The sequence below is a fragment of the Chitinivibrionales bacterium genome (assembly GCA_035516255.1).
GTDB lineage: Bacteria > Fibrobacterota > Chitinivibrionia > Chitinivibrionales > FEN-1185 > FEN-1185.
Map to the genome: position 1 here is coordinate 13828 of DATJAL010000001.1, position 24428 is coordinate 38255.

Below are 24428 nucleotides of genomic sequence, written 5' to 3' on the forward strand. Positions count from 1 at the left end.
AGAAAAGAAACGGAGAAACGACACGAGTTTGAGGAAACGAGACGGAGGAAAGGAATTCGGGCCTTATTGACAAATGTCCAAAGAGGACATGTTGTTGAGGTGGATGTTGATATTAATATGTTAAGTGGAAGGGAGGGATGCAAAGGATTTTTTTAGGAGAAAGGAAAGATTGTTTTGATGATCACATTCGGTTTTGCCTTGACGCTTTTCCTGATGGTCCAGTCGATTGAGGCGTTTTCGATTTTGTGGCCGCCCAAGCCGCAGCGACAGAATGCACGGTAAAGGATAATTCGTCATAATCCAAGTGTGATAATAAGACTATCGCCCTCAATCCTCGTATCTCTCAAGAAACATCTTGCCAGTCTTTGCTTGAAGGACGCAGAATCCAGCCGGTATACGGGAACACACCCCACATAACTGCCGGATACGACCAACCGCTGACCACTGAGCTTCCCCTTCTTCTTCGAAGAAGCCTTCTCCTCTATGACCATATTGACGATTCTGACTCTTGACAGGAAGAACTCGCCCTGTTTGCACGCAAGCAGGCCGTTGAGATCGACGACTCCGGCAATACCGTTGCGCCAATTGGGTAAGAGAGGATTCGGATGGGCAGCCGACACACTTTCGCAGTACCTGCATTTCAAGCCTATATTCTTGCCCGAAAAATAGACGATCGGCGAATCCAGGGTGAACCCCTTGCCAAGAATATTTCTCTCACAGGGAAACTGTTTGCCGACCATTTCCTGTATGCGAGTCCTGGGTATGGCAATTTCACGCCGGAAGCGGGCGCAACTCACCAATAACAACAAGCACAGCGAAGCAACCACACATTTGCTCATGTGATACTACACGGGGTCAAGGTCGGTGGGTCTGAACGGTCATGAGGGCTCCAAAGATTGGGAAATTATAACGTCGCAGCCGGGTTTAATAAAATAGGAATTGCGAGCGGCGGTTTGGAGAGATTTGTGAGGGCAACAAAAGTTGCCTCGCTGACTTTGGAAACGAGAATGATCATCCGGGAGCGGCGTTTATATTGAATTTATTTGAGGTCCTTTGTTTCCTGGTCAGGATCAATAGCCAGCATGCTAGCGTACATACTGGTTCAGGATGGATTTGAGTCTATGGTCCTCACCGGATTCGTTCGTTTTGAATCTATAGAGCGGAATTCCGCACAGTGCGAATGCTTTGTTTTTAATCGTGTCCCGCGCTGATTGTTCGATATTTTGCTCGTGATGCCTTATCCCGTCCACTTCAAGTGCAAATAACGGTTTCCTGCTTGTGCTGTTATAAAACAAAAAGTCCACATGCGTCCACGGATGGGTTATGTACTGTTTTTCCTTTTGATCCAGTCCCGTTAAATCGGTGATGAGTTTCCCGACTCTCGCATGCATTGCAAAAGAAATGTGTGGATAGTTCTCAAGCATGGCCGATATGAGTTGGTTCATCAGGAGTTCGGTAAAGTGTTCCCTGCTTTTTTTCCGATATTGCGCAATCAATTCATCCCTGTGTTCAACATAGAGCTTATCGAATATCGAGGTGATTTTCGATTCCCTCGTTACCGAATGGCCATACAGATACTCGATGTAATCGATAAGGTCTTTTATGGTGTTGTTTGATGAATGATAAACCTTGTCAGACACTACAATTGCGACCTTTTTAATTCCCCTCGATATCGCCACATTCAAAAGTTCTTTGTTCGTCAGGAAATCATACAATCGATTCTCAGTGGTAATATCACTTTTGTCCAATGAGTTGACAACAAACGACAAAATTACTTCTTTCTTCTGCCGGCCCTGAAATTTATGGACGGTGTCGGCTTCGATTCCGGTCTCCTTGAATTTTTCACGGATCAAATCCGCCTGACATCTGAACGGCGTTATCACACCCGTGTCTTTTAATGGGGCGCCCTGCAACAAGACGCCTATTTCATCAATCTCCCGCTCATTGTACTGGCCACTTCCATTGGGGTTTCTTCTTGCATGATTTCCTGGAACGGTTTTGACGATGTTCAGATGTATACCGTTGTTTTTCGTCATGACAATCAATTCATTTTCGTAGAACATTTTATTGCAGAAACCTATGATGTCGGGAGCACAGCGATAATGTTCTTTGAGCAAGGTCGTCGGTACATGGGGAACCGCGGTTTTCACGGACCTGAGTATGGAATTGGATTCATACCGGAAGCAGAAGTCTATGTCGAATTTTTTCGACAACTCCCTCGAATGCGGGACCAGACTTTCGTCTTCGATTTCCTGGAGTTGTTTTGAGTCGCCGACGACCACAAGGTTTCGTGCGCAACTGATGGCCAGAATACTGCTCAGCAGGTCGCCCTGGGACGCTTCATCGATGATCAGATAGTCGAGCAGAAGTCTTTGCCCGACATTGTTAAGCAACGAATGCGACGTACTTAAAATGACGGGATAGCGCCTTACAAAGTGGGCGAAATCCTTTTTATAGTTTTCAGGAGTGAATGACGCCGTATCTTCGTTCTTGTATCGCTGATACAGCAAACCGTTAAAAACCTGGAGGGACAGGTTTTGAAGTTCTTCCTTGCGCCCGGCACCTTTGTTCTTGCGAATATATTTATTGTTTTCCTCAATCTGGCTCCTGATCTCCCGCCTTTTAGCAAGGTAAAACAATCTTTCAGCTGCATCCAGAAGTTCCCCATTGGCCTCCCTGCTGACCCGGGTCTTGAATTTTCTCCATAGCAGGTAACGTGCAAATATGCCGAGCGGCTTGCCCGATTCGAGTTTGATTTTCAGCTTCAGATATTCTTTTGACGCAAGACCGGGTTTTATTTGATAACCTTCCGGCCCGCCTGCCCTGAGATGTTCCAATTCTTTTTCGAGCTCGACCAGCTCAACCCTCTTTTTGGCCACCTCGTTCTCGGCTTCATGCACTTGTTTTAAAATTTTTCCGAGTTCGTCGATTCTCGCGCCGATGCTTTCCGGGAGGGGTTCGAAATCGCCGTCAAGGAAGGCCGTCAGTTCACTCCCGCCCGCCGACGAGAAAAAAGCGTCAACGCGTTCTTTGCTGCCCAGCAACGCAACGAAGAACGCGCGCTTTTCCTCGTTGAGTTTGTCATACACATTCTGGATCGCGGTATTGTTGTTCGATACAACGGCGCACGTACATCCCTTTGCCAGGATATTGGCGATCAGGTTCAATATCGTCTGTGTTTTTCCGGTTCCCGGTGGGCCTTCGATGACGGATATGTTATTGCCCAATGCATTTTCGATTGCCGCTCTTTGGCTTTGATTGAAGCTGAACGGGAGTATGATGGAGCGCTGTACCCCGGTCTTTCGGCAACGTCCATTGAGATAGTCAAAAAGACACGATTTCTCGCTGAAGGAAATTCTCTTGAAGTTTTTCGAAAGATAATGCAGCGGAGATGTTTCTTCCGCTATTTCCAATCCCTTTTCCGCGAGCTCGGCATAGTATTGAAAGATTTTTCTGTATCTATTGCTTTCGAACCGGACCTGATCGGTCAGGAAGTCTTTATCTCCGGTATATACGCGATAGTATCCTTTCTCAAATTCGTCGACCCGGACCGCATCTACAAGCTTGTTATCAACAAGGACCTCAATATTTTCAAGCGGGACCGTTCTCAGGAAGTCGAGGACATGAACGCGATTTTGCGCGTAAAAATACTTTTGCTTGCCCCCTCTGAAGTATATGGTATAACCCGTAAATCTGCCATGCGAAAAGGCCTTATACAATGCCGATATTTGCTTTGTTTTGTCTTCCCATACACCAGTACCGCTTTTACAGAGAAGAATTCTCCTCTTTTGCGGGTCGATATTGAGTCTTTCAGACAAAGAAGGAGCTCCTTAAGGATGAATAGGCACAATTATTCGCAGAGGGAAGGATAGGGCCAACGTGTGCCCCTTTGTGAAGTTGCCAGCGTTAGCCAGCGTGACGGAGCTTTGCGACATGACACGCTGGATTCAGACGGTGGCAATTTGCCGAAGGCCAAGGGCAAGCTCACTTGCCCGAAGCATCAAAGGGGCTGTTGGTGGCTGTGTTTGCGCTGGTACCATAGTGTAATGTCTTGTTTGCGCCGATCTTCTCTTTTGTCTTTGATTTGCCGCGCCCTTCTTTGGTTTTCAGCGCCGGAGCGGAGAATGAGCGACGGCGCTTTTGTTAAAATCTATATCTTCGCCTTTACTATTAAGAAATTAATTTGTTGGATATTGAAACTAAATAATTTGAATAAAGTTGATATCTTGTTTCCCGAGGGGACGATCTATAAATTGATCGTAAATACCCAGTAGGCGTTTTTTCAATCGGAAGAACCCTATTATTTCCAATTACCTTATCTATAAATTGTTTCTTTGAATAAGCGCTGCAATGTGAAAGGCTGTTTCTAATAATTGATATTTGCTTAAGCGCAGTTGTTTCGTGTTGATCCAGCTTGTCAAAAATACAATTACATTCTAAATAAATATCAAACCTATCTTTTAATTTATCATAAGGAAGCCAATCAAGATACTTCTTGTCTGCATGGACAATTTTCCTCGCGATATTGTTTGTTGAAAAAGAAGCTACAGGTTTAAATAGTTTTTTAACTTTTCTTGATTTTGACGAAATGATATGAAAGAAAGCATCTTCTAGATAGCTTTCAAATGCAACCACAAGTGATAAAAAAAGACCATGGTAACATTGATTAACATCTCGTAATACAATGTCCTTTTTTGAAAACAGAAATTCTATTTTGCATCTTGTTGTTTCGAGTGTTTTAACTCTACTAACAAAGACATTTTGAATTTGGTGTAGCATACCATTTAAAGGCTTTGAAGGTATTCAAGAATATTTTTGCGAGATTCATGGTGCGTGGTGCGACGCGAAATAGCCTGAAGCACTTTCTCCGGGGCCTTACTATTCGACAATTCATAATCAGCCTTCTTAATGTTTGCGACAAACGAAGAACTCAATGATGAACCCTGTTTGCTTTCTAGCTTTGAGGAAAGGTTGAAGCAAATATCATAGGCAAAGGCAAATAATGGATAAAAAAGCGATCTTTTTCTAAAAGCCATATTCTTCATTGATGAGCCAAGTTTGCCATCAAGTTCATTAAAAATATGGCGGAATCGAGATGCGACAATGTTTTTATTTGAAAAGAGATCGTCATGGTTTTTATAAAACGTCGTAATCGAAGATGGCGATTTGCCTCTAATGCCATCTACGATTAGCATTAATAGTTCACTTGTTAATTCGACTTCTTCCATTCTTGAAATATTGTATTCTGAAAAAATGTTCCAATCTCGCCATCTATTCAACTGTTCAGTGGCAAGATCGTAACATGTTGTCTTAAATTCACCATAAAACTCTGCATTTCTAAGCTCTTGGTCATTTAGCTTAACACCTGTCGCATTCATACGGGCAAATATTTCTAATACTTCTCTATCGTCAACTTCAGCAGGTAGAACGTGAACACTGAATTCATAATCAAGAATTCTTTGCTTGATGTCGTTTGGCAAGTCATTGTATGTTTTATCACCTAAATCCTTATTGTGGGTTTTTTTTAGAATAAAAAAATCAGTTTCCTTTTTATAACTAGGAAGGAAAGAAGGAGAAATGAATGTGATAAGAGTTCTTAGTCGTTGCTGACCGTCAACGATTTCACGTTTTGGTTCAAAGGATTCAAGACTAGATCTTTTTTCACGAATAAAAATAATTGGAATTGGTAATCCGCGGATTATGGTATCGATAAGATATGATTTTGCGCCAGGTTTCCAGACGGGTCTACGCTGAAAGGATGGGCTAAGATCCAATGTCTTTTGTTTTTGCCAGCTTAAAAAGTCACTAACTTTATATTGCGTTTTTTTCATGTCCCATGTTTTCATGTTTGAAGTCCTTTCTTGAGACGCACGACGCGGCTTTATTTACCAGATTTTCTTCTATTATCATCTTTGCATAGCATCTGACAGTTCTTCGCGTCTGTCTTACCGCCTTCGTGCCAGGGTTTGATATGATCGCCTTCCATTTCTTCAAATGCAAACTTCTTCTTGCACTTCACGCAGAAACCCTTTTGCCTCTCATACGCTTCCCGCTTCATGTTGTCCGAGAAGGCCCGGATGTTAAGGTGCCTTTCATCGCTATCAAGCACATACGGGTAGATTCCCGATTTCCGCTCCACATCGTCATCCATCATCAGCTTAGAAATCTGCTTCTCTAGTTTGTCAGTATCGTATTCTCTATCTTTGAACTGATTGTATAGAACTCCCCAATCAACCCCTTTCATCTCTCGCCGATACTCCGGGAACGTCGCTTTGACCCAACCGATAACTTTCTGGAAGTATTGCCATAAGGGCGTTGCGTTCTTGTCGTGCTGGTGCTTCGACATGTAATCTTCGATCCCGCCATCCGAGCGCCATGCGATCGCCGTTTCCAGATATTCCTGCCGGATCGGGCTGCCCCGCAGATAATCGCTCGCCAACCCATAGGCAGCGCAACCCGTCTTGCTGAAATACCGCTTGGCATCGGCCGTCCAAGGCCCGGCGTACACCGCGTTGCGCAATTCCTGATCAGTGTGTTCCTCGCCAGCGATGTTGATAGTTCTGAACCAGTCCAACTTTTCGCTGTCAGTCCCTGAACAGAAATAAATCATCAACTTGTAGTCGAGAATCTGCTCTTGTTGGTCGTCTTTAAGATTGTGGAACGCCAGCCCTCCTATGGAGAAATCACCGTTGACGTACTGACAAACCGAAAGCGTGCGCTGTTGTCCATCGATAACTTCATAATCGCCGTCACTGCGCACCGCCCAGTACATTACATTCAAGGGAAAGTTCTTTCGAACACTATCGATCACTGCATCCCGCTGCCTGTCATTGTATATGAATTCCCTTTGATACGGCGGGCGAATGTCGAGCTTCCCGCCGTAAGCGATCACGCCCTGCTCGGCATTGTCAGCAAAGCCGTCGGTTAAGTTCTTTACCGTGATTTCTTTGAGTTCGATCTTCATGATTTTCTCCTGATGAGAAGGCGCGCGTAAGTCGGTCTGTATGTGGAACCGGTCCGAATTACGCCGCGCCGGTTCAGGTCGCCCGGGTTATTCACGTCCTCAAGGGTGTAAGTCTTGATTTTCAAACCGGAATTGTTGTCTCGGTCCGTTATGCCGAGAATCTCGAATTGGTCAGGGTTGTATTTGTCCAGAAAGGTGACGGGCACCCCCATCGCGCCGTCGTAGTCGATGGGAATATCTGCGGTCTTGCTGACCTCAATTGCATCATAGTTGTCGTAACTCGGGTATTTGGCGGGGTTATATTGGTTGAAGAGAACCATCTCTTCATGACGCTCATCGTAGTCCATGTTCGTCAGCCACCGCACGCCCTTTACCCTTATAAACTTCCTACCCGCAGAGTCCACTCTAAATCCGGCGGCGGTAAGCGGGTAATGATCCGGTACGCCAAACTCTCTGTCGCCGCTGTGTATACTGGCGCCCAGCCAGATGCGGTTCTCCTTGATCAACTTAAAGACGTCCTTGTAGGAAATGGCGTTGATGTTGCCGATTATTAGAAACTTCTTCTGGTACTTCACCAACTGTCCAATGTACTCCCGAAACAACGAAAACGGAGGATTGGTGACGACAATATCCGCTTGCTTGAGCAATTTGACGCATTCCTCGCTGCGAAAATCACCGTCGCCTTTTAACTTGTGAATGCCGATTTCGTCTGGGTCAGGGACTCGGTTGTTGTCTTTGTCGCCATCGTATTCGAGGTAGATTCCACTCTCCGCCGTGTGGTGGCTGAATAAATCTGCGTCGCAGTTCTTGTAACAGGTGGTCACTAGTCTTTTCAGCCCAAGTTTCTCGAAGTTGTGCGAGAAGTAGTGAAAGAAATTGCTGACCTTCGGATCGTCGCAGTTGCACAGGACGGTCTTTTTCTTGAAATGCTTCGTGTAATGCCGCAGTTCCTTCTCGATGTCGGAGAGTTGCGTATAAAATTCATCTTTCTTGGCGGCACTAGCTTTTATTAAATTCAAATTTGATGCTTTTTTTTGCATATTGTTTCACTTTTCTTCTGCCGCCATAGAGGGCGACAATATTTGGGCGCAGCTCATATGCTTAAAATGGTATTTGCCTTTCATGTCTTCGGCGCAAACCTATAATTTCATTCAACGCAAACATTGACACCAACGTTCCACGCAATGCCCGCCGTGCCCGCGTATAGTCTCGCCACCCGACGGAAGACACTGAGCAGAGCGCTGCACTGGGTTTATCAAAGTGTGTCGACGTGACAGCAGTGGCACAAGAATGTGATTCTTGATAACACGGGGCCACCTGTGCGGAATCAAAATACAGGAAGATGAGACAATATCTGTTTAACCTTGGCGTTTTGTTCATCGTACGTTTGAATATCAAAGGGGCCCATGGAATATTTTCTAGCCTTTACATCAAAGGCTGCAAAAGCACTTTGATTTCTCAGTCCAAGATATGATTGAGCCAATGATTGATAAATCCAATTTCTATCCGATCGCTCATAAAACCCTTTTCTCTTAATCACGTCCTCGCAAATTTGAACAGTCTTTTGCCTTATTATTGTGGCACAGGAATGATTTAATATTTTTGATCGCTTGTCTTTAGCCAAATTTGCCTTCATGTCATACAAAAAAGCGGCGTTGACACCATTATAATAATCCTGGGCAATATAGAAACCTCTCTCATAGTACCATATAGCTCTTTCCAAATGGGCTACTCTGCCCGTAACTTCAAATAACCTTTTAAAAATAGCTCCCGAGAGGCCAAGAGTCTCAGGATCATTGGTTTCATCGGGTCGCAATGGCCGAAGAATATCTATCGCCTTCTTCAGTGCGCGAAGCGGACTGGGTCGTTTTAATTTGTAAGTTACGAGAGCGAGTCTCTGGCGAATAAACGAGTTGTTAGTATCAAGTTTCAGGCTTGCATCTAGCAGTTTTTCAGACAAACTCAGGTCGTTGTTGTTTTTCGCTGTCTCGGCATCGGCCAAAAGATCCGAAATTGATGGATAATTCTTGAGAGCATGTCGTAATTTATCAATGTCATCAGTTTCGAATTTGGGCGGTTTCAAGTTCTTCAAATATGTGTAGACTGGGCTGTCAGGTGTCTTCTTTCCAAGGACCGTTTTGATCTTCTTCTTCAATTCTTGCTTGAATCGGCTTGCCTCTGATACACCAATGTCTTTGCCTAAATGTTCGTACGGTTCAATAATTGTGTGATTTACATCAAATGGATATTTAAGGTCTTGCTCAGATATAACGATTGTACTGAAAGGTCTAAGTGCATGCCTAACACCTAATTCGTAAAGGGCGTTCGGATTTAGTGTGGTAATGTCTGCAATTACAATGTCCGCTTTATAGAGCCACTCATACATGGGTATGTCAATCACTCCAGAATGTACGATGTCCTTGGCCCGATAACAGTCTATCTTCAGGGCCTTGCATACCGGCTTGATAACATTCGCATATGTTTTATCTAAATCGAATACCTTGCCGGTGGAATAGTCTGTTTTCGTACCGAATCCAATAACCACGAAGCATGTTTTATTCATGTTATTTACCTATGCATTATCTATTGCGTTCTTTATCGAATCAAATGTGAAGCTAAGAGCCCATGAGGCTCCAATGTTGAGGAGTTCGTTTGGTGACTGGTTCTCCCGATCAATCTTTACCGCGATAATCTTCTTCCCAAGTTCGCTTGCCTTTTCGATTTCCCACCGAACCCATCTGCTTCTGTAGGTGTTTTTTCCAACAATACAAAGGAAATAGTTGACGGAGTTGATTTTCGCGGAAATAGCCCGCTTAATTGCGGTTGCATTAGTACTATCAATTGATACGTCCGCAGATGCATCACCGATATAGAAATCAAAAAGGCTGTTTGCGTCCCACGCCAACAGCAAATTCTTGTACTGCCTGTCATTCTCATAGTCGTAACTGACAAATACTTGTTTCTTGGCCATGACTAGTCCCTCCTTTGAATTTGAAATAAACTGTAATTTATAATCGCAGAAAGCAACATAACATCTTGCTTAGGATTCAACTCTTTAAGCAATTAGGTTTCTTTCTTCCTGTGCTTATCGTCTTTTTTCTGCAAATGTGTTGTAACCCACAGGCTATTTTCTCTCGAAATTAAGGATTCCACGCGGTCGACAAAAGTTGCCTCCTTGTCCTGTGCGCCTTTGTATGCGTCTAGCCCCGCATCATAAAAATGCTTCTCTTTCTTTAGTGTTTCAGATATTGTTCTATAGTTTACCCAAATTTCTTGAAATTTGAATGTTTTCAATGCTGTTGTACCAATACCGAGTATGATCGATAAGATTATCGAAATCCATTTGATTTCTTCTGGTAGGAATCCGATCAATACAGGAATACAAGCAGAGAGAACAATAACGCCCCATTGAAAGACATTGTAAAATCGTTTGTTCGTAGACGAATGAACACTATACCATTTTATCTGTTCCTCATATCGGTTTTTAATATAGCTTGAAAAATCTGCTGCATTCATCGTTCACCTCGCGTTTCTACGTATTGCGTCGATAATGCTTTGTGTATTCCATCCAACAATTTCCGTTGCGGTTTGTTGAACAATTTGCGGAAGATTTATTGCACCCCAAGGTTTTACTGCAATAATTGGTTTCTCAAGCTCGTTGCAAAAATCAATTTCGAATTGTATCCAGGTGCTATGACTTACATAAATCCCAGAGAGGATGAGAATGACCTGTGCTGGTCGAATTTGTTCTCTTAAATTCTCTCGCAACTGGTTGTTTGTCGCTAACGGGTCATGTTCGGGCACGCTGTAATTGGAATATCTAAAATTGGCAGCAGCATCAAGATATTCAATCAAACGATAATATTCATCATCATAGTTCCATGCATGGGCGATGAAAAGTCGATAGGTAACTAGAATTGGCATAAGAATGCCTTTCTGAAAATATGAGTACTAATTCCGCCAAGTTTCATATTTTCGACTTTCTTCTTTGTCGTAATTAATCCATAAGAATTCTTGCCCGGTGCCTTTAGCTTGTGCTTTGTCAACTAATGGATAAAGCCGCAAGTATGCTGGGGGGTTAAAAGTGAGTTCATTATCCTCTAACACTGGGAAAACAGCAACTTTTCCGTTGTGGCCATCGAAATAGCCCAGTTCCCAAGGCATCCATTTTGACGTCTTTGAATTATTTGATATCGCATAGAACATTGATTTTGATTGCTTCATGCGAGTTCTCAATAATTGCGCCGTTTCCTTAGTGACATTGTCTCTATCAAGTTCCTTATCGACAATCCAGTCGACGTATATCGAGTACCCAAGAGACGTTAACTCCTTGTAGATGCCGAAGATTGTCTTTTTGTCTTGATAACTATGGGAAATGAAGATGTCGAAGGTTGTCAGCTTTGTCGAGGCTGTTTTCACGGAAGCAAGTGCTTCATCCTTAATTTCGTTCAAAATAGTAAAACTTTGAGACGCGATCCTCTGGAGATAGCTCCTTTTGTAAAATGCCATAATGTTATCCCCCTTCGTCATACAGTATGTCAATATATTGGTTCTGCACTATTATTTCCCATCTTTTGTCCTATAATTAAAGCAATGCTTTTTTAACGTGCCTTAACCTGCTCAAGACGCTTAATCATATCCAATGCCGTGTCTGCATAGCTAAGCGCTTGGTCCTGAGTTGTTGATAACATTGCATCCTTGTCGTGGGCTACCCTGTTTCGCAGTCTTCTCATCCCTTGGAGCAGACCTGTATCTCTATCAGAAAGTGATGCAAATTTAGCCAACTGTTCAATATTGTGAGTAGGAGCGCGATATGAAGGTGGTTCAGGCGAGATGGCCAGGCGAGATACAGCGTCGGCCATCGCTGTCTCCAATGCAGACCAGGCCAAAAGGATAGCAGCAGAGGGTGCCCTGTCGACCGCATCGAGAATTTGCTCTTCAAGCGAAGTAAAAATGGGCCCTCTTATCTCCAGCCTTTCACTTTCAACTTCCCTATGAAGTTCTTTCGCTTGCTGGCTAAATTTCTCAAAGTCTAACTCAACATCTTTATATTTAACGCGAGCAATTCTGCCCAATATTTTTGCCAACTCATTTTTGAATATTAGTAATGCAATACCAGTCACCAGCGGCCAGGCTGTTGCACTGATTATCTGGGCGATGAACTGTTTCCAATCCATAAGTCTCCTCTCCAAACTGTACACGGCCAGTCCTTTGGCCGCTCTTTTATGATCACAGTCTTGTTCTGCATGTTTATGTTGATCAATATGGTCATGGGTAAACGTTTACTTTGTTAGCAATAGGTCAGCGTATTTATTGAATGCATATTTATTTTATTTCATATCAAGGAGTCTATGAAGAACTTCAATAATAGATAATTCACCCCCCACATCTCCCCATCTCCTCCGCAATAATCTTCCCCAGCACTTTCAGCGGCACCGGCTTTCCCCGCACGGTCATATTGCGCGCCTTCATTTCCTGTTCCGCAATTTCCGGGACAAACCCAGATAACGTTTGCGCCGCCTTTTTCTTCGCGGGGCTTTTCGTATAAAAGAAGCTAGCGCAAAATCTGAAAAAATGTTGAAAAGCTATTGGCTGCTGTCTTCATTCTCATGATATAGCAGCCTGCCGCAACATTCGGGATATCGAATGACAGCCGGTGCGGTCCTGGTTCCAAATGTCTGTTGCAAAGAGACGCCAGTTCGTGTCCGGAGGTGTTATACATGGTGAAGGATACTTTTTCTGAATGAGATAGAGAGCATTGGATGATTATGCTGCGGTTAAAATGAGTTGGAGGTAATATCTTGAAAGCTTCCTGTTGAAACATTGCCTGCAGCGATTTCGGAATAATTAGGCCCACTGTTTCCGAAAGCGGCCTGTGCCATACGCCGTTGGATCTGGTCGCGGCGAAGATATCGTTTTTCCCTACTGCAAGGGACTTGACTACGGTATTCGGCGGGAGGCCTGCGTCGATTGCATCCCAGCTTGCGCCGTTATCAGATGAGAGGAAAACGCCGCCGAGGTCGGATGCGGCAAAAACATTGTTTCCGTTTACGGCAAGGGAATTAACAAAACCATTTGGAAGGCCCCTATCTGCCGCGGTCCAGGTTGCTCCATTGTTCGTCGAAAGGAAGACGCCGCCGCCCCACATGCCCCAGAGTCCGGCAAAAATGTTGCCGTTGCTCGCGGCAAGGGCCGTAACAGAGGTATTCGCCGGGAATCCGGAATCGAGCGCAGTCCAGCTTGCACCCTTATTGGTTGTTCTGTAGACACAAAAATCACTCCCGGCAAAAATATTGCCGTCGCTTACGGCAAGAGAACTGATATAGGCAATCCGGGGAAGTCCTGAATTGACCGCAGTCCAGGTCGTACCGTTATCTGCAGACCGGAAAATGCCGCCGCCATCAGTCCCGGCAAAAATATCAGTGCCGCTTATGGCGAGACAGTTGACCAAAGAATCCGTGAGGCCGGAATCGACCAAAGTCCATGTTGCGCCATTATTGATGGAAAGGAAAATGCCCCCATGCCATCCGCCACAAGACCCGGCAAACACATTGCCGCCGCTTGCGGCAAGAGAGGTAAAAGTGGTATTTGTGAAACCGCCTCTCACGGATGTCCAACTCTTGCCGTTATTGGTGGATAGAAAAATGCCAAGAAAGCCTGCGGCAAAAATATTGGTGTCGCTCACGGCCACAGCATTGAAGCTGTTGTTTACGGGGAGCCCGGAGTTGACGAAAGTCCAACTTGAACCGTTGTCGGCGGACAAGAAAACGCCGCCGCAACCGGTCCCTGCGTAGATGTTGTTGCCGTCAACAACAAGACATTTGACGGAAGTATCCGCAAGCCCCGAATTGACCGCGGTCCAGCTCGTGCCGCCATTGGCGGACAGAAAGACGCCGCCGGACGTCCCGGCATAAATGGTACCGCCGTTCACCGCAAGAGACATGACGTACATATTCGAAAGACCGTTGTTTGCAGGCGCCCAGCTTGCGCCGCTATTGGTGGAAAGAATAATCCCGCCGCCATTAGTTCCGGCAAAGATAGTATCTCCGCTCACTGCAAAAGACACGGCATATGCGCTCCCAAGGCTGGTGTCGACCGCTATCCATCGTGCACCGTTGTCGGTGGACAAAAAGATACCTCCACTGCGATAGCCGGCATAGGTCATTGTCCAGCGGGCCCCGGCAAAAATATTGCCGCCGCTTACTATAAGAGAATAGACCGCACTTCCGGGAGGCAGGCCTGAATCGACCGCCGTCCAGGAACCACCGTTATCGGTGGAACGAAAAATACCGTTGCCGCCGCTGGCGGCAAAAACATTGATGCCGACCACTGCAAGAGAGTAAACACCGGTATTCGAGGGAAGACCTGAATTTATCGCAGCCCAGGTTGCCCCGTTATTTGCCGAAACGAAAACGCCAGTGGACTGAGTGCCGGCAAGAATATTGCCGCCGTTCACGGCAAGAGTCAGGATGGTTAGGTCCGCAAGGCCGGAGTCGACCGAAGTCCAGCTTGCACCGTTGTTTGCGGAACGGAAAATACCGCTACCCGAAGTCCCGGTGAAAATATTGCCGCTGTTCGCACAAAGCGCGGAAATACCCTTCATCCACGGCCCTTGGCCTTGCGCCCACTGGGCGTTTCCCGAATGGAAAGACACAATCAGAAAGACCGCCCAAACGGCAAACCTTATCATGTCATTTTTCATTTGGGTTCCTTAGTTGCACCCTACTTCGTACAATATACTAAACCGGTAAATTTTCCGCAGGTCATACAATGTAAAAGCCAAACGTCAAACTGTCCCGGTATTGGAAAAACAAAACCTGCACGCTCATCTCATCATGCAGGTTCATAACATCGTCCGATTTTATTCCAAACCCTCATATCCCCACCTTCCCCATTTCCTCGCTCACTATCCCCACTATCACCTTCATCGAGGCGGGTTTCGCGATCACCACCGCGTTCAGGTCCTTCAGTTCTTCCCCGGATATTTTCGACACGTATCCCGACACCACCACTTTTCTCACGTGTTTCGGCGTTGCCCCGGCCAGGAGTATCCCGTCGAGATTCGGCATGACGTGGTCGGTGATGAGCAGGTCCACGCGGTTGGCCAGGATGTAGCTGCGCGCCGCGAGCGGGTATGAAAAGCCGTGTATCCGCGCATTGGGTGCGGCAATGAGGACGAAGTTGCTCAGGATGTCCACCACCGTGGGTTCGTCGTCCACGATCACCACTTCGAGTTCGTTCTTCATTTTTCTTTGGCTTTCCAAGCAAAGATCCGTCATAGGGGCTTGCGCCGGGCCGCATCAAAGCGCGCGCACGTCGCAAAGAAACGAAAAGGGCCGTGCAACGGGATCGGATTGCTTCACGCGTTCGTTATAAATGGAGTATACCCGGAAGTGTGGCCAGTGTCAACGAAATCGATTTCGCCCTCCCCTAACCTCGGTTAATTCAATCTAATAACGCCAATATTTAATTACAGTCTTCACGGTTTCTGTTGTCAAGCAGCCAATTAATTAGAATAAGTCAGGGCGTTACCCTCGCCTTCGGCTCGGGTCGGTTCTCCCTCCGGTCCACCCCTTCGGGTGCTTCCAAGGGTCGTCGGCCTTGGCCTCGGGCTGCCACGGCGCTAGGCCGCTTCGCGGGGCGCCGGGCAGCACCGCGCCCCAGCGCGGCCTCCGGTCGCCCCTAACGCTGGGCATAAGAACGTTGCCTACTTGTAAACAACTGCTTGCGCAAATTCGATTTTGTTTTGGTCTTGCTCCTCGCCATCAACGCCGCCCCTGAGGCCGGGGAAATAAAATTCTGGTGGGGCAACTCATGCATAAAGTAGAAAGATTGGGCGTTCCCCCGCTTCGCGGGGTCGGCCCTCCTTCCGGTCTCGCCTTCGGCTCGGGCTGCCACGGCGCGAGGCCGCTTCGCGGGGCGCCGGGCAGCACCGCGCTTTAGCGCGGCCTACAGTCCTGCCTAACGCCGGGCATAAGAACTCTACCCACTTGTCAATAATGGCTTGCGCCGAATTCGATTTGATTTATCTTTGTTTTTCTTCCGCTATCAGCGACGGCCTGCAGTCCGGCCTGGCGCGCGGCAAAAGGTAATATTCCGCATTTGTAAATCCCTTATCAAAAAATGGCCCCTCTCCTGGCGGAGAGGGGTTGGGGTGAGGTCTAAACGGACAGTACAACTCAACAGCTCATCGTTTGATATTCTCCCCCCGCCATCAGCGACGGCCTGAGGGCCCAAGGATTGGCCGCTCGTGCTGTTTGAGCCCGGCATCTTTTAACAAGTACGACCCTTGTCCTGCCGGGTGAGTTCACGAGCGGCCCGGAGGCCGAGGGACAGGGCAAACGACACAATATCTGGCGCGAAGCGCCAACTACCTCTCCCTGGGGAACGAAGTGACACAAGGCGGTGCTGCGGGCGCGGCATGGGGTTCCAAGGGGTGCTTGCTGGCACAGGGCAAAAGACATAATATCTGGTGCGCAGCACCAACTACTTTGCCCTGGGGAACGCAAGTGACAAAGCACCCCTTGGTCGGGGGTGCCGGGGGCCGACGCCCCCGGCCCCGTTGTCAAGCAAACCCGACGGCTATGGGACCGGACGGCGCTAACCGCATGCAGGCGCGGGCGCGGGGTCCATGCCTGGGGTGCCGGGGGCCGACGCTCCCGGCTTCTGTTGACAAGCGGCTGGAGGCCGAGGGACAAGGCGGCGCTGCAGGCGCGGCGCGGGGTTCCAAGGGTGCTCGCTGGCACAGGGCAAAAGACATGATATCCTGTGCGCAGCAACACTACCGCGACGGAGACCTAATACTTTTTATGATGTTTTACAGGAGGCTGGGTATACACGCAGAACAAGGGGTTTAGTTTAGGCTTTGCGCTGGTGCAATACCGTTTGTTGATGGAGTCCACGATTGCAGGCACCGCATCCTCAAATTCTGTCCTTACCCTTATGAAATTTTTATGCATGGTGACCACGGAAACGTGCGCTAGTGCGCCGATCCACTTCATGTCCTCATCGGCAAAATCGCACTTTTCGACTATCTTGAAGGTCCTTGTTTGTGAGGGATCGTTATAAGACATTTCGTCCTCCGGGTAGGTTAAAGGACTCGGCTGTCTGGGGGGTACCATTTAACATAAGTCATTCAGCCAATAGTAAAGTGGTAAATCGCATTTATTTTGGCCGGCTTATCATTTGTGATAATAAGCCTGGGCGTTCCCCGGCCTTCGGCCGGGTCGGTCTTCCTCCGGGCTCGGCTGTTCGCCTCGTTGCCGGACCGCCCAGATGGCCTTTGGCCGGGGTCGGCCGGCAACGCGCTCTGGCGCGCCCTTCGGTCCACCTAACGCTGGGCATAGGTCCTCTTCCCCACATGTAAATTTTCGCCTACACAAATTTGATTTAGTTTGTTTGGTTTCCAACGCCATCAGCGCCGTCCCTGAGGCCGGAGGATTGGCCGCTCGAAAATAAGTCAAAATCTGGGCGCCCCGCCGAAGGCGGCGGCCCTCCTTCCGGTCTCGGCCTTCGGCCTCGGGCTGCCTCGGCCCGAGGCCGCGAGACGCGGCGGGGTCCGGGCAGCACCGCGTTCCTACGCGGCCTCCAGTCCTGCCTGGCGCCGGGCAGAGGTACCTATGCCGTTTTTGCCTTTTTTAATCGCCATCAGCGACGGCCTGAGGGCCCAAGGATTGGCCGCTCGTGCTGTTTGAGCCCGGCATCTTTTAACAAGTACGACCCTTGTCCTGCCGGGTGAGTTCACGAGCGGCCCGAATGATCTTTTTTTCACGCGGTAAAGGCGTTTTTGATGTGATCGATTTTGCCTTTGTAAATGGTTATCACATCAAACCTGCACGGCCGCCCGGTGATGTCGTGTTCGGCGAGATACAGCCGGGCGAGTGTTGCGATCTTCCTTTGCTTGGCGCGGTTTACCCAGAACGCGGGATGGCCGAAAGTGTCGGTGGACGCCGCCTTTACTTCCACAAACACCAGGGTACCGGACGGGTCTTCGGCGATGCAGTCAATTTCGCCGCGTTTTGTCTGGCAATTTCTGGAGATGATGCGGTAGCCGTTGGAAATAAGGAATTCGGCGGCCTCGTTTTCCCCGAGCCGCCCTTTGCGGCGGGTATTATCCTGTTCACCGTTCATAGCGATGCAGCGGAGTTCATTTATGGCCGGCCAGATGGAAGAAAAGGATGGCGGCAAGGATGGCGATCAGGCAGAGTGACAGCCACTGGGTTTCTATGAGGTCGAGCCAGTATCCCTTGTCAAAAAGAAAAAATGTCCCCTGGGTCCGGCGTACATATCTGCGGTCGCCTGACCTGCGATCGGTGATCCGTTTGTCAACGTATTTATCGTCGGCATCACCCTCGTTGCGCAAATCCTTTTGAAGGGAAAACGAAATCGTTGTCTTGTCAACGATCTCGTTGATATCGACCGAATCCAGGTGCTCGAGCATTTCCTCAACCGACGAATACCGTTCATTTTTGTCTTTTTTGAGCGCCTTGAGCACAATGAGCTCGAGGCGTTTTGGAGTATCGCGTCGTTTAACGGACGGCGTCACCGGGATCTCATGCACGTGCTTGTAGGCGGTGGCGACCGCATTATTGGCGAGAAACGGCGGCCGCTTGGTGAGCATCTCATACATCACGATTCCCATGGAATAGATGTCGGTCTTCGAGTCAACCTCCTCGCCCGAGGCCTGCTCGGGAGACATATATTCGGGAGTGCCGACCGTAACGCCGGTCATGGTGATGTTGCTTGAAGAGAATATTTTAGCAATGCCGAAATCAGAAAGCCGCGCGACATTCTCTTTGTCGATGAGAATGTTCTGCGGCTTGATGTCGCGGTGGATCACGTTCTGGCTGTGCGCATAGCGCAGGCCCCTGCAAATTTGTTTTGAAATGTCGATGATTTCGGAGGCGGACATGACTTTTTTACCTTGAATCCTGCTCGATAGATTTTCACCGTCAACGAACTGCATGGCGAAAAACCGGTATCCCTTGTCTTCGCCGTATTCATAGATGCTCACAATGTTCTGGTGCTGCAGCAGCGAAATGGCCTTGGCCTCCACCTCAAAGCGTTTGGAGAGCTCCTCGTTGATGGAAAGCTGCGGCGGAAGCACCTTGAGCGCCACGATCCTGTTCAGGGGCTCCTGCATCGCCTTGTAAATGACGCCCATCCCGCCCATCCCGACGATCTGCAGCACCTTGTAATGTCCGATATAGTCCGGAAGGTAGGACGCATCTTTTTCGTTGGTTTCCTTGAGCATGATGGGTACTCCGCTTGGTTAAAAGCCGCTTCCGCGCACGATCCTGTGGAAACGTATCCCCGTGAAAAGTAAAATAATTAATCCGGCGCAGAGAAGGAACAGGCCCAGCCAGTCGTCGAGTCGCCATAGTGACTGGTCGAAGAAGCTCATTTTTTTGAACAGGGAAAACACCGGTCTCGCCACGGTGAGGTGCGAAAGCGCGGTGCCGGCACCGGGCATTTCGTCGAACGGCATAAGGATGCCGGAGAAGAAAATCTGGGGTATGAATATGATCGGGAGAAAACTGATCGCCATGTTGACGTTGCGCGAAAAAACGCTGATGCTCAGCCCGAGCAGCGATCCCGCGGCACACGCCGTGCACAGCAGGGTGCCGGTGCTCAGGTTGAAACTGAAGTTGGCAAATAGGAAATGCAGGCATGCCCCGAAAACCATTGCCTGCGCGGCGCCCATGACGCAGAATACGATCATTTTGGAAATGCCATAGGCCGCTTTTGACAACCCTATCCTGAATTCCCTCTCGATAAGCGGCCACTCGCGGGCAATTTCCCGCACCGAATTCATGCCGCCGATCCAGATGACGGAAATGGAAATGCAAAAATAAAACGACAGCGGCAAAAAATTGCTGTCGTGCTTGAACACCAAGGCAAGCAGGACGGCGATGAGCGGTGCCTGCATAAACATCAGTCCGAGCGTTCTCGTGTCCCTCAACAAGACCTTTTGGTAGCGCGACACAAGAAGGAATATCTGCCTTACGAATGAAACTGTTTTCGGTTTGTACAACCGGGCGGCCGCGTAGCCGGCGCCCGACATTTTGTATGTTATATCGCTTCTCGTTCCCGCAGTCGGGGCCGCCATGGTATCAAGCTGCAGGCTTCTTGCCTTTTCGTATACGTTTGAAAGGGCAAGCGTTCCGAATCTTTCACGCATTTCATTGGGCGATCCCGAAAAAACAAGCTTTCCTTTCGACACGAAAAACAGCCTGTTGCAAAGTTCTATCTGCTCGAGCGTGTGCGTGGTGAGAAGAATGGTGTGTCCCTTGTTGCAGATGGCGCGGAACAATTCCATGAATTTGTGCGTAAGGCCGGGATCGAGGCCCGCAAGCGGCTCGTCAAGAAAAATCACCGTGGGCGAAGAAAGCAGCTCGATGCCGAAATGCACGCGCTTCGCCTCCCCGCCCGACAGGTCGGCTATCCTGCGGTTTTTAAGGCCGGACAGATCGAGCATGTCCATCACCTCGCGGATGCGCTCCCGGTGCTCGGCGGGCACGCTGTCGCGCGGAAGCCGGAGCGTGCTCTGTTCCGTAAATGTCTCAAGCACCGTGAGTTCCGGCCTGAGCAGGTTTTCCTGCGACACGAACCCGATCGCCGAATTAAACGCAGAGCAAAATTTCTTCATGGGCAGGCCGTTATAGAAAATGCTTCCGCCGGAAAGCGGGATCTGGCCCGTGAGCGCATACGCCAGCGTTGATTTTCCCGCGCCGGACGGCCCGAGGATGGCAACGAATTCGCCCGGTTCAATGGACAGCGAGATGTTGCTGATGAGCGTGTGGTTACGCCGCGAGACCGAAAGGTTGAATGCCTCCATGGTGATACGGTTGAAATCCTGCGCCTGCTGCAGTGTCCCGTTGTCAAGGAAGAACCGGTACGGGCCGATCTGGACAATATCGCCTTCGTCAAGATGGCCGGTGTGCACCGGGCCGCCGTTGACAAAGGTGCCGTTGGTGCTGCCGTGGTCTTCAATGACAAAACGCCCTCGGCCGTCGGCAGTGAAGGTGGCGTGAAAGCGCGACACGAGCGGATGAGAAAGGCATATCGCGTTGGCGGGATCGCGGCCGATGGTGACTGCAGCCGATGTTTCCTTCTGATGCGGTGTGTCCCGGGCCCGTTCAAGGTCCTTTACCGGCACCAGCGCAATGTTTTGGGCGTCGATCTGTACCTTGAATTTGCAAACGCCTGCGGCAATCATGGAACCGTCGGCAAGCGCCGCCTTCGCAACGGGCTTTCCGTCAACGCGAGTTCCGAAGGTGCTGCCGCAGTCCTCGATGGTCACGTGGCCGCCGGCAATGGTGATTACCGCATGGACCCGCGATGACCCGATGCCTTTTAACGGCACGTTGCAGGATGGGTCCCTGCCGAGGGTGATTCTGCCCGTGGTTTTCGGGTAGACATACGAAGGGGTTGCAAGTGTTTCGGCCATGGGGCTGTTTACAGGGAGGATATTTCTTTTTTGACAATTTCCGTGATTTCGGATTTCGTTTTTTCGATGTCGTCGTTGATGACGATATATTCGTATTTCCCTTCTTTTTTCGCGAATTCAATTTCTTTGATGGCGTTTTCGATCCTGACGGTTATCGTTTTCTCGGAATCGGTTTTACGGTCCACGAGCCGTTGCCGCAGGACCTTCATGGAGGGCGGAATAATGAAAATGCCGACGGCATGGGGATAAAGAACGTCAAACTTCTTTTTTCCGACCACATCAATATCCATGACGATATTCTTCCCGGACAAAACGGTCTCATCGATAAATTTTCTCGGGGTGCCGTAATAGTGGCCGTGCACAACGGCCCATTCGGCAAATTCTCCTTTTGAAATCCCCTGTTTGAATTCGGCCTCGCTGAGGAAAAAATAATGGACCCCGTTTTTCTCGCCATTTCGCGGGGCCCGTGTCGTCGCGGAAATTGAATACACCAAGTTGGGAATTGTTTCTCTAAGATAATTGATAAGAGTGGTCTTCCCCGCGCCAGATGCTGCGGAAAAGACGAAGATTTTTCCACTTTTTTTGGAAATGTTGGACTTTCCAAAGCTAGTCATCATAAAATGATAATAATTCTTTTTAATGGACCGCGAAATATGAAACTCATAAAATTAAATAAAAAATATCAGAGGATCCCGGTGCGTTACCGCCTTTAATATAAAACCAGGACAAACAGCATGAGGTTTTTCTTTCTTGGATTCGGTGTTTTTTAATCACTGAATTTTATCGGATACTATTTTATTCCCATCCGATGAAAAACATGCCCTTCTTCCCTTCTTTTCTTCAGCCATTGGTTTTGGTACTTTTTTTATCAGGCTGTTTTTCATTATATGCACAGAAGGATTCCGCCTCAACAGGTCCCCAGGATACGCTGCCTGTAAAAAAGAAAATCACCCTTTGGGATAGCACCGTTAGCGTGGACAAAATGGTGGTCACCGGCACCCGCACTCGAAGGTCGATAAAGGACAACCCCGCAAATGTCACGGTGATCACGCGGGAACAGATAGAATCTTCCCCTGCCAAAAACGTTGGGGATTTGCTGCCGTACGAGCCGGGCATCATTGTGAAGCGGCCGGTGGGCATCGGTGAAGGAGTGCCCACCGACATCTGCATGCGGGGAGTTCCGGGCGCTACCGCGGCATCCAGAACACTCATCCTCATCGATGGCATACCGACAAACGCTGCTGGAACACCGTTTCTGATAATGAACGAAGTCCCCATGGACGCCATTGACCGGGTGGAAATCGTGCGCGGGCCTTATTCAAATCTGTACGGTGCAAACGCGTTCGGCGGCGTGGTCAACATCATCACAAAAAATCCCGGTCAGGGCATTCACGGCGGAGTAGACGGCGCCGGGTATTTAAATTATTATGACCTCGGCGGCAACCTTAACGGCGGCATTGGCCGGTTTTCTTTCCTGGCCGATGCCGCGACACGCGGCATCGTTAATTACTATCTCAGCGATTCAATATTTCATCATTACGGCAATTTAAGCAGAATGAGCAATGCCGACAATTACGGATACTACGAAAAAAGATTCTTCGGCAAATTCAATTATGCTTTCTCCGGCAATGCAACGCTGACCTTGAATGCCCGGTACTTTGACAGTAATCTTGGATTCGGCGAATCCGAATACGGACATCCGCCCGCGCCCATCACCACGCAAGGGCAGAAATATTTGATCGGACCCAGCCTCAAAATCAACCTTACCCCTGCGATAGACCTCAAAGTCGGCGGCTATTTCCGGCACCTGACGGGAAAATTCTACGACTGGGGAGTTGATACCATAAGAGGTATCGTTACAGTAAAAGATACCAGCACCGGCCTTTTTGACACTTTAAAACATGATACCGTCGGCACGGTCTGGACTTCATCATCAAATGATTGGCAGGTCGAGGCGCAATCTTCGTTCAAGTTCGGCAATGATAACACCCTTACCGCCGGTTTTGACCTGCTCGACAACTCCATTGATTTCGGACCGAGGGTATCCACAAAAACAGGCGAACTGCTGCTCAATGCATTCGGCGCAAATAAAGCGATGCTTAATGGCGGGTTATATGTGCAGGATGAACAGAAACTTTGGAAACAGCTCATCGCAATCGCGGGATTAAGGGTTGATTATAATTCCATTTTCGGATTTGTTCCTTGTCCCCGGGTAGGATTTGTTTACACGCCGATTAACCTGCTGCGCCTCAGAATCTCGGCAGGAAGGGCATTTCGCGCACCGTCTCTCGGCGAACTGTACATGCCCGACATGCCGGTAAGTTCAAGCGCCACCATTGTTTCGAACCCGGACCTTAAGCCCGAATATATCTGGTCCGTTGACGGCGGACCGGAAATGGACATCGGCAAATTGCTGACCCTGCGGATTTCACCATTTTACAATTCGATGGACCAATTGATCACCCAGAAAATCATCAACGAATATTATCAAGATATCTTGATGAATGAGACGAAACTCAGTCATAGAAACATACAAAAGGCCTGGTCCGCCGGTCTTGAAAATGCCCTTGAAGTGCATCTGGCGAATTGGGGCACATTATTCTTCAATTACACGTACACTAAGTCGGAAGATGAGGAATTGAAAAGCAGGCTGGAATACATTCCCGACCATAATTTCAACACGGGCATATATTTCAAAAAAGCTTTCGGGCCTGTCACCCTGAGCGGCTCAATTTTGGAAAACTATGTTGGTACACGATATTATGTCGCTTGGCAGGTGGACTCGACTACCATTAAATACCTTCCGCCGACTCCTTCGGATTTCATTCCGCCCGTTGATTCACTTGCCTCCTATTTTCGCACCGATGCGGCATTGAAAATATCTTACAATGACTTTGTCTGGATCGGAATTGACGGCATGAACATTTTCGGCGCGACCATAGAAGAAACAGTCGGCACCTTTTCACCGAAAAGGTTCATTTCCGTGCGCGCGGGAATCAAATTTTAGTCTAACGG

Annotated in this window: 22 protein-coding genes; 2 read left to right on the forward strand and 20 right to left on the reverse strand. The window is 48.4% G+C overall.

Annotation, left to right across the window (positions count from 1 at the left end):
* Positions 1-293 precede the first annotated feature (293 nt).
* The 15 genes from VLX68_00065 to VLX68_00135 form a co-directional block, all read right to left on the reverse strand.
* Positions 294-827 carry a hypothetical protein gene (locus tag VLX68_00065; protein HUI90614.1) on the reverse strand — a complete coding sequence of 178 codons (534 nt, stop codon included), beginning with the start codon at positions 825-827 and terminating at the stop codon, positions 294-296.
* Between the two features lie 258 nt (positions 828-1085).
* Complete coding sequence (locus VLX68_00070; protein ID HUI90615.1) at positions 1086-3818, reverse strand: AAA domain-containing protein; 2733 nt, start codon at positions 3816-3818, stop codon at positions 1086-1088.
* Positions 3819-4170: 352 nt separating this feature from the next.
* On the reverse strand, positions 4171-4779 hold the full coding sequence (locus tag VLX68_00075) for a hypothetical protein (protein ID HUI90616.1): 609 nt from the start codon (positions 4777-4779) through the stop codon (positions 4171-4173).
* A gap of 5 nt (positions 4780-4784) precedes the next feature.
* Entirely contained in the window at positions 4785-5846 is a 1062-nt protein-coding gene (locus VLX68_00080; GenBank protein HUI90617.1) for a DUF262 domain-containing protein, read from the reverse strand.
* A 35-nt stretch (positions 5847-5881) separates the two neighbouring features.
* Positions 5882-6964, reverse strand: coding sequence for a DUF262 domain-containing protein (locus VLX68_00085; GenBank protein HUI90618.1), 1083 nt, complete (start codon positions 6962-6964; stop codon positions 5882-5884).
* Complete coding sequence (locus VLX68_00090; GenBank protein HUI90619.1) at positions 6961-8004, reverse strand: adenine-specific methyltransferase EcoRI family protein; 1044 nt, start codon at positions 8002-8004, stop codon at positions 6961-6963. Before VLX68_00090 ends, VLX68_00085 begins: the two co-directional genes overlap by 4 nt.
* Before the next feature lie 287 nt (positions 8005-8291).
* Positions 8292-9527, reverse strand: coding sequence for a tetratricopeptide repeat-containing protein (locus tag VLX68_00095; GenBank protein HUI90620.1), 1236 nt, complete (start codon positions 9525-9527; stop codon positions 8292-8294).
* A gap of 9 nt (positions 9528-9536) precedes the next feature.
* On the reverse strand, positions 9537-9935 hold the full coding sequence (locus VLX68_00100) for a TIR domain-containing protein (GenBank protein HUI90621.1): 399 nt from the start codon (positions 9933-9935) through the stop codon (positions 9537-9539).
* Between the two features lie 92 nt (positions 9936-10027).
* Entirely contained in the window at positions 10028-10480 is a 453-nt protein-coding gene (locus VLX68_00105; GenBank protein HUI90622.1) for a DUF4231 domain-containing protein, read from the reverse strand.
* 3 nt (positions 10481-10483) lie between these two features.
* Entirely contained in the window at positions 10484-10888 is a 405-nt protein-coding gene (locus tag VLX68_00110; GenBank protein HUI90623.1) for a TIR domain-containing protein, read from the reverse strand.
* Positions 10889-10915: 27 nt separating this feature from the next.
* Positions 10916-11473 (reverse strand): TIR domain-containing protein, encoded by a 558-nt coding sequence (locus VLX68_00115; protein ID HUI90624.1) that lies wholly within the window; start codon positions 11471-11473, stop codon positions 10916-10918.
* Positions 11474-11565: 92 nt separating this feature from the next.
* The gene (locus VLX68_00120) at positions 11566-12141 is read right to left on the reverse strand and encodes a DUF4145 domain-containing protein (GenBank protein ID HUI90625.1); all 576 of its coding nucleotides are present in this window, start codon (positions 12139-12141) and stop codon (positions 11566-11568) included.
* A 377-nt stretch (positions 12142-12518) separates the two neighbouring features.
* Complete coding sequence (locus VLX68_00125; GenBank protein HUI90626.1) at positions 12519-14666, reverse strand: hypothetical protein; 2148 nt, start codon at positions 14664-14666, stop codon at positions 12519-12521.
* Between the two features lie 172 nt (positions 14667-14838).
* Positions 14839-15210, reverse strand: coding sequence for a response regulator (locus tag VLX68_00130; GenBank protein ID HUI90627.1), 372 nt, complete (start codon positions 15208-15210; stop codon positions 14839-14841).
* Positions 15211-15492: 282 nt separating this feature from the next.
* Positions 15493-15660 carry a hypothetical protein gene (locus tag VLX68_00135; GenBank protein HUI90628.1) on the reverse strand — a complete coding sequence of 56 codons (168 nt, stop codon included), beginning with the start codon at positions 15658-15660 and terminating at the stop codon, positions 15493-15495.
* A gap of 118 nt (positions 15661-15778) precedes the next feature.
* On the opposite strand from VLX68_00135, the gene VLX68_00140 reads away from it, so the two are divergent.
* Positions 15779-15907, forward strand: a complete 129-nt coding sequence (locus VLX68_00140) for a hypothetical protein (GenBank protein ID HUI90629.1) — start codon at positions 15779-15781, stop codon at positions 15905-15907.
* A gap of 854 nt (positions 15908-16761) precedes the next feature.
* Here VLX68_00140 and VLX68_00145 read toward each other — a convergent pair.
* The 5 genes from VLX68_00145 to gmk form a co-directional block, all read right to left on the reverse strand.
* The gene (locus tag VLX68_00145) at positions 16762-17037 is read right to left on the reverse strand and encodes a hypothetical protein (protein HUI90630.1); all 276 of its coding nucleotides are present in this window, start codon (positions 17035-17037) and stop codon (positions 16762-16764) included.
* Between the two features lie 694 nt (positions 17038-17731).
* A complete protein-coding gene (locus VLX68_00150; protein ID HUI90631.1) occupies positions 17732-18094 on the reverse strand; it encodes a YraN family protein in 363 nt (120 codons plus the stop codon).
* A gap of 16 nt (positions 18095-18110) precedes the next feature.
* Complete coding sequence (locus tag VLX68_00155; protein HUI90632.1) at positions 18111-19217, reverse strand: serine/threonine-protein kinase; 1107 nt, start codon at positions 19215-19217, stop codon at positions 18111-18113.
* Between the two features lie 18 nt (positions 19218-19235).
* Complete coding sequence (locus VLX68_00160; protein ID HUI90633.1) at positions 19236-21413, reverse strand: FHA domain-containing protein; 2178 nt, start codon at positions 21411-21413, stop codon at positions 19236-19238.
* Positions 21414-21421: 8 nt separating this feature from the next.
* Entirely contained in the window at positions 21422-22030 is a 609-nt protein-coding gene (gene gmk, locus VLX68_00165) for a guanylate kinase (GenBank protein ID HUI90634.1), read from the reverse strand.
* Positions 22031-22395: 365 nt separating this feature from the next.
* On the opposite strand from gmk, the gene VLX68_00170 reads away from it, so the two are divergent.
* A complete protein-coding gene (locus VLX68_00170) occupies positions 22396-24420 on the forward strand; it encodes a TonB-dependent receptor (protein ID HUI90635.1) in 2025 nt (674 codons plus the stop codon).
* Positions 24421-24428 lie beyond the last annotated feature (8 nt).

Excerpts from the sequence above, each read along its gene's own strand:
- VLX68_00080 (HUI90617.1), bottom strand. The coding sequence starts at position 5,846 with ATGAAAACATGGGACATGAAAAAAACGCAATATAAAGTTAGTGACTTT.
- VLX68_00160 (HUI90633.1), bottom strand. The coding sequence starts at position 21,413 with ATGGCCGAAACACTTGCAACCCCTTCGTATGTCTACCCGAAAACCACG.
- VLX68_00150 (HUI90631.1), bottom strand. The coding sequence starts at position 18,094 with ATGAACGGTGAACAGGATAATACCCGCCGCAAAGGGCGGCTCGGGGAA.
- VLX68_00075 (HUI90616.1), bottom strand. The coding sequence starts at position 4,779 with ATGCTACACCAAATTCAAAATGTCTTTGTTAGTAGAGTTAAAACACTC.
- VLX68_00170 (HUI90635.1), top strand. The coding sequence starts at position 22,396 with ATGGTGGTCACCGGCACCCGCACTCGAAGGTCGATAAAGGACAACCCC.
- VLX68_00135 (HUI90628.1), bottom strand. The coding sequence starts at position 15,660 with ATGCCCAGCGTTAGGGGCGACCGGAGGCCGCGCTGGGGCGCGGTGCTG.
- VLX68_00095 (HUI90620.1), bottom strand. The coding sequence starts at position 9,527 with ATGAATAAAACATGCTTCGTGGTTATTGGATTCGGTACGAAAACAGAC.
- VLX68_00145 (HUI90630.1), bottom strand. The coding sequence starts at position 17,037 with ATGTCTTATAACGATCCCTCACAAACAAGGACCTTCAAGATAGTCGAA.
- VLX68_00130 (HUI90627.1), bottom strand. The coding sequence starts at position 15,210 with ATGAAGAACGAACTCGAAGTGGTGATCGTGGACGACGAACCCACGGTG.
- VLX68_00085 (HUI90618.1), bottom strand. The coding sequence starts at position 6,964 with ATGAAGATCGAACTCAAAGAAATCACGGTAAAGAACTTAACCGACGGC.
- VLX68_00140 (HUI90629.1), top strand. The coding sequence starts at position 15,779 with ATGCATAAAGTAGAAAGATTGGGCGTTCCCCCGCTTCGCGGGGTCGGC.
- VLX68_00120 (HUI90625.1), bottom strand. The coding sequence starts at position 12,141 with ATGGATTGGAAACAGTTCATCGCCCAGATAATCAGTGCAACAGCCTGG.
- VLX68_00105 (HUI90622.1), bottom strand. The coding sequence starts at position 10,480 with ATGAATGCAGCAGATTTTTCAAGCTATATTAAAAACCGATATGAGGAA.
- VLX68_00110 (HUI90623.1), bottom strand. The coding sequence starts at position 10,888 with ATGCCAATTCTAGTTACCTATCGACTTTTCATCGCCCATGCATGGAAC.
- VLX68_00115 (HUI90624.1), bottom strand. The coding sequence starts at position 11,473 with ATGGCATTTTACAAAAGGAGCTATCTCCAGAGGATCGCGTCTCAAAGT.
- VLX68_00125 (HUI90626.1), bottom strand. The coding sequence starts at position 14,666 with ATGAAAAATGACATGATAAGGTTTGCCGTTTGGGCGGTCTTTCTGATT.
- VLX68_00090 (HUI90619.1), bottom strand. The coding sequence starts at position 8,004 with ATGCAAAAAAAAGCATCAAATTTGAATTTAATAAAAGCTAGTGCCGCC.
- gmk (HUI90634.1), bottom strand. The coding sequence starts at position 22,030 with ATGATGACTAGCTTTGGAAAGTCCAACATTTCCAAAAAAAGTGGAAAA.
- VLX68_00155 (HUI90632.1), bottom strand. The coding sequence starts at position 19,217 with ATGCTCAAGGAAACCAACGAAAAAGATGCGTCCTACCTTCCGGACTAT.
- VLX68_00100 (HUI90621.1), bottom strand. The coding sequence starts at position 9,935 with ATGGCCAAGAAACAAGTATTTGTCAGTTACGACTATGAGAATGACAGG.